6 protein-coding genes are annotated in these 4,477 nt (G+C 34.4%); 2 read left to right on the top strand and 4 right to left on the bottom strand.

The window, feature by feature from the left end; genetic code table 11:
- The 4 genes from mnmM to ACZQCL_RS05500 all read right to left on the bottom strand — a co-directional run.
- Nucleotides 1-478, bottom strand: a 478-nt coding sequence (gene mnmM, locus ACZQCL_RS05485) for a tRNA 5-(aminomethyl)-2-thiouridylate-methyltransferase MnmM (RefSeq protein WP_482482108.1), incomplete at its 3' end; no start/stop codon positions are given.
- Nucleotides 475-1,002: a macro domain-containing protein gene (locus ACZQCL_RS05490; protein WP_337532305.1), complete on the bottom strand. Its 528-nt coding sequence runs from the start codon at nt 1,000-1,002 to the stop codon at nt 475-477. The genes mnmM and ACZQCL_RS05490, both read right to left, overlap by 4 nt.
- On the bottom strand, nt 999-1,880 hold the full coding sequence (rmuC, locus tag ACZQCL_RS05495; RefSeq protein ID WP_482482110.1) for a DNA recombination protein RmuC: 882 nt from the start codon (nt 1,878-1,880) through the stop codon (nt 999-1,001). Before rmuC ends, ACZQCL_RS05490 begins: the two co-directional genes overlap by 4 nt.
- 85 nt (nt 1,881-1,965) lie before the next feature.
- Nucleotides 1,966-2,715 carry a creatininase family protein gene (locus tag ACZQCL_RS05500; RefSeq protein ID WP_482482112.1) on the bottom strand — a complete coding sequence of 250 codons (750 nt, stop codon included), beginning with the start codon at nt 2,713-2,715 and terminating at the stop codon, nt 1,966-1,968.
- Between the two features lie 56 nt (nt 2,716-2,771).
- Between ACZQCL_RS05500 and ACZQCL_RS05505 the strand changes: the two genes are divergently transcribed.
- Both ACZQCL_RS05505 and ACZQCL_RS05510 read left to right on the top strand, forming a co-directional pair.
- Complete coding sequence (locus tag ACZQCL_RS05505; protein WP_482482114.1) at nt 2,772-3,278, top strand: phosphatase PAP2 family protein; 507 nt, start codon at nt 2,772-2,774, stop codon at nt 3,276-3,278.
- 77 nt (nt 3,279-3,355) lie between these two features.
- Nucleotides 3,356-4,279, top strand: coding sequence for an alpha/beta fold hydrolase (locus tag ACZQCL_RS05510; RefSeq protein ID WP_482482116.1), 924 nt, complete (start codon nt 3,356-3,358; stop codon nt 4,277-4,279).
- Nucleotides 4,280-4,477: the final 198 nt, after the last annotated feature.

Consider the following 4,477-nt stretch of genomic DNA (forward strand, 5'->3'; position numbering starts at 1 on the left):
AGTTTTGTATTTTCTGTACCTGAATCGATGTTTGTGTTTTTAAAAACTCTTCCATACATTTAGCTTCTTCCTGTCCCGATTCATGTGGATACATCACAAGTGCCATTCTTCCTTTTACTTTTAAAAGTTTTAGAGCTTGTCTGACTGCACTTACACTTGAAGAAGCGTGGGTTGTGATGTCATGATTTCCTTGAGGAAAATACCCAAAATTAAAAATGATCGCATCCACTTCTTCATGAATATATTCTTCCATATGTTCATGTCCAACATTATAGAAACAAGTTCTTTGATTATCCAATCGTTCTTTTGTACTTTCAAAAACATCTCTTTGAATTTCAAAGCCATATACTTTATGCACATTTTGCGACAAAAAGAAATCTGTATCTTTTCCCTGTCCTAATGTCGCATCCACACATATTGCTTGTTTATGAAGAACTGGCTTTAAAAATTCATGGGATAAATCAACCATGGATTTCATCGTAGTTTTAATGCCTCTTTATATAACATATAATCTTCGGTTTTATCACACACAAAACATACATGAATAGCCCTTGTCTCAGGAAACTTATTCATTAATCGTTTTACGGTTTGAATCGCAATTACACAAGCCTCATGATTTGGATATGCATTGATACCTGTAGAAATACATGGAAAGGCAATATTGATCGATTCCATATCATTTTTTCGCATATACTCATACGCCAATGCCATACTATTCCAATAACATGCAGCCAAGTATTCATCTTCATTATGAGCGCCATCTATATAACGAGGTCCACACGTATGAATAACTGCTTTACATGGCAAATTAAAAGATTCTGTCATCTTAGCTTTTCCGACTTCTAAACCATTTAAAGCCTGACAAGCCTTCATCATTTCACTTCCAGCCTGATGAAATATCTGTGCGCTCACTCCTTGCATTGGTAAAACTTGTTGATTGGTTGGATCCACAATCAAATCAAAATCCAATAATGATATATTTCCTTTTAATGTACTAATCATTCGTCTTCTCCCATCTTAGTCATTCGACTTGATAATTTTTGTGCAGAAATAGAAACCGCATGGAATTGTGTTGCCAAAGTTTCCAACGTTTTTTCTGCCTTTATACTTCTTTCTACAAGACGATTCGCATCCTCCTGCAGCAACAAAATATTTCGTTCGATTTCTTCCATATGGCTTGTGCGATAAAAATCCTTTGTACTTGATAATAAAGTCATCACTTCCGCTACAAGTGTAGTGGGAGATACCAACATAACATGTTTTTGAAGGGCATATGTAAATAAATCATCACATTTAGCACAAACAAATTGATAAATCGCTTCACTAGGCACAAACAATAAAGCATAAGGCATAGTATCCATATTAATATATTTATTTGCCACATCATCAATATGTTTTTTCATATTCATCTTAAAAGGTCTTAGATATGTATCCATATCTTCCTGAAGATTCATATAATTTTCCATAGGAAACTTTGAATCAATACACAACACTTTATTCGTGTCTGCTAAATGAAAGGCACAATCCGCAATCTTTCCATTTGGCAAAGCATACTGCATCGAATAGATAGATGGATTTTGACCACAATATACACTTAAAAGCATATCCAATTGATATTCTCCCCAGTTTCCTCTAAGTTTTGTGTTTGTCATGACCATATTCATACGATATAAATACTCTTCCATTTGATTCAAACTCACCTTTGATGTAGCCTGATTCTTTTGAACATCCTGTACTTGTTTTAAAAGATATTCAAAATTCTTTTGTAGAATCAAAGAATCTGCACTCGAAGTTTCTACCTCCTTCGACTTATTTTGCATCAACAAAACAATCAAGCATACAATCACAACGCATAATAATATTAAGATAATGATTTCCATTAAAACCTCCATACGAAAAGAAAAGAGACAAAAAATATTTGTCCCCTATTTGTACGTTTATTATAGTTCAACTCGAAATGAATTACTACATTTTTTGAAATTCTTTCATATATTCCACAAGAAAATCTGCCGTAGCTTCCACCATTTCTTTACCCCATTCATACGTTGCATATTTAGGATGATCCTTGCCAAACCAGCCATTATCACTACTTAAACGATTGCTTCTAGGAACTGGAATATCCACGCCTTTAAAGTTTACGGTTTGTGCATTGGAAGCTGTTAATTGAGGTGTAAACTGATTTAAATTTGAATCTTCAATCTTATCCTTTTGAACTAAACTTTCGTCCACATACAACATAGCTGCCGTTTCCTGACCTGCACCATGGCCTCCGGCCCATTCTGGATTGATTTTTCCAGCAATAGTCCACCAGTCAAAAATTGTACCCACAGCTCCCTTCTTATATAAATGACGACATACTTTACTTAATGCATGTGTGTTTCCTCCATGTCCATTTAAGAACACGAAATGTCGAGCACCACAGTCATATAGTCGATCGCTGATTCTTTTCATAATCATTTCTAATAAATCACTACCAATTGAAATTGTACCCGTGTATTCTGTATGAAAATCAGCATCCCCATAAGGTAAGGTTGGGCAAATCAATACATCACCTTGTTTTTCAATTAGTTCTAAAATCTTATTAGGAATCATAGTATCGGTTCCTAATGGATTGTGGATTCCATGATTTTCGGTACTTCCCGTTGTAAGTATCACCATATCATGATCCTTAAAATATTCTTCGCAATCTTTCCAACTCATTCTTTCAAGTCGCATAACTTCACTTCCTATCTTTATATATGTATAATACTCCTATCGAAAGGAAAATTTCTATGGATATTAAAATTTTATTGTTTATACAAGAAAACATTCGTCACTATATACTCACACCTTTCTTCACCTTGATCACAAATGAATACTTTTTATACATACTTCTAGGAATCATATTGATTTATATGTTCAAGAAAAACGAAGATACTAGAAGACTCGCAAAAGAAACAATTATTGCGTTTTTGATTTGTACCATATTATTCATTGTATTAAAACTCATATTTCAAAGACCTAGACCCTTTGATGCGTTTAATGAACTTATTCCATTAGTGGATAAACCTAGTGATTATTCATTTCCATCTGGACACACCGCATCTGCCTTTATTTGTGCCTTTATGGTATATGATGGTCTTCCTAAGAAGTATAGTATTCTAGTTTTCATACTCGCAATCCTTGTTGCGTTTTCTAGACTCTATGTAGGCGTTCATTATCCAACGGATATTCTTGCAGGCATTGTGCTTGCGTACATTGTTTATAAATTCATGAAAAAGACTATGTCAACTCAATGACATAGTTTTTTTGTAGGCGTATAATAAAAACAGATATAAACTGAGTTAACATTACGCAAAAAAAGGAGGATTATTGTATGTTACACGAAGTATCTTTTACATCTTATAATGAACGCGATAAAGTGCAAGCTTGGATTTATGTTCCTGCATGTAAGCCGAATGGAATCGTTCAATTAATTCATGGATTTGGCGAACACTCAAGACGCTATATCCATATGATTTCGGCTTTTCTAGATGCTGGTTATATTGTAGCCGCTGATGATCATGTAGGTCATGGAAAAACCGCAATGGTGAATAATGTCTGGGGTGACTGGGGAGATAAAGGATATCACACCATGATGGAAGATGAACACACATTAAAGAAAATTGTATGTGAGAAGTATCCAAATTTACCTTACTTCTTATTTGGTCACAGTATGGGTTCATTTATCACAAGAGATTTTATCGCAAAATACGGAAATGAATTAAATGGTGCAACAATTTGTGGTACGACAGGCATTTTCCGTGGTGCTAAAGAAGTTAAAGAAAAATTGAAAGAAATCATTGATGCAGGCCACGGTGAAGAATCTGATCCAAATATTGTAGGCTCACTTATGGGCTGGATGTGCGAACGTTGTGGTGAAGTTCAAATTGGAAATGAATGGATTTGCCATGATCCATATGTACAAAAGGACCATGCACAAGATCCATTCGATGCCTTCACAAGACCTACTAGCAATCGTTCTATTTATGATTTTATCCAAATGATGCTTACAATTGAAGGAACTCAATGGGCCAAAAAAGTACCTAAAAAATTACCTATTTACAATATTGCTGGTGATCAAGATCCAGTTGGCGAATATGGTCTAGGAGTATGTCAAGTCAGTAACTGGCTTGTAGAAACCGGACATCATGTCACAACTAAATTATATTCTGGCTATCGTCATGAAATTCATAATTATGCAGAAATCAAAAATGAAGTGGAAGCCGGAATTATTGAATTTATGAATTCAAATTTATAAGGGTGTAATTCAATTTACACCTTTTTCATTAAAGGAGCTAACCATGTTTAAGACAATGCGAAGATTCAAACAAAAATTATCTGAAGAAAAATGTATAGAGATACTTACCAATGAACCTCATGGCGTATTATCTTTAATCAGTGATACGGGTTATCCTTATGGTTTTCCTATCACACATTGGTACGATGAAGAAAACGG

It is taken from the genome of Holdemanella sp., assembly GCF_056804935.1.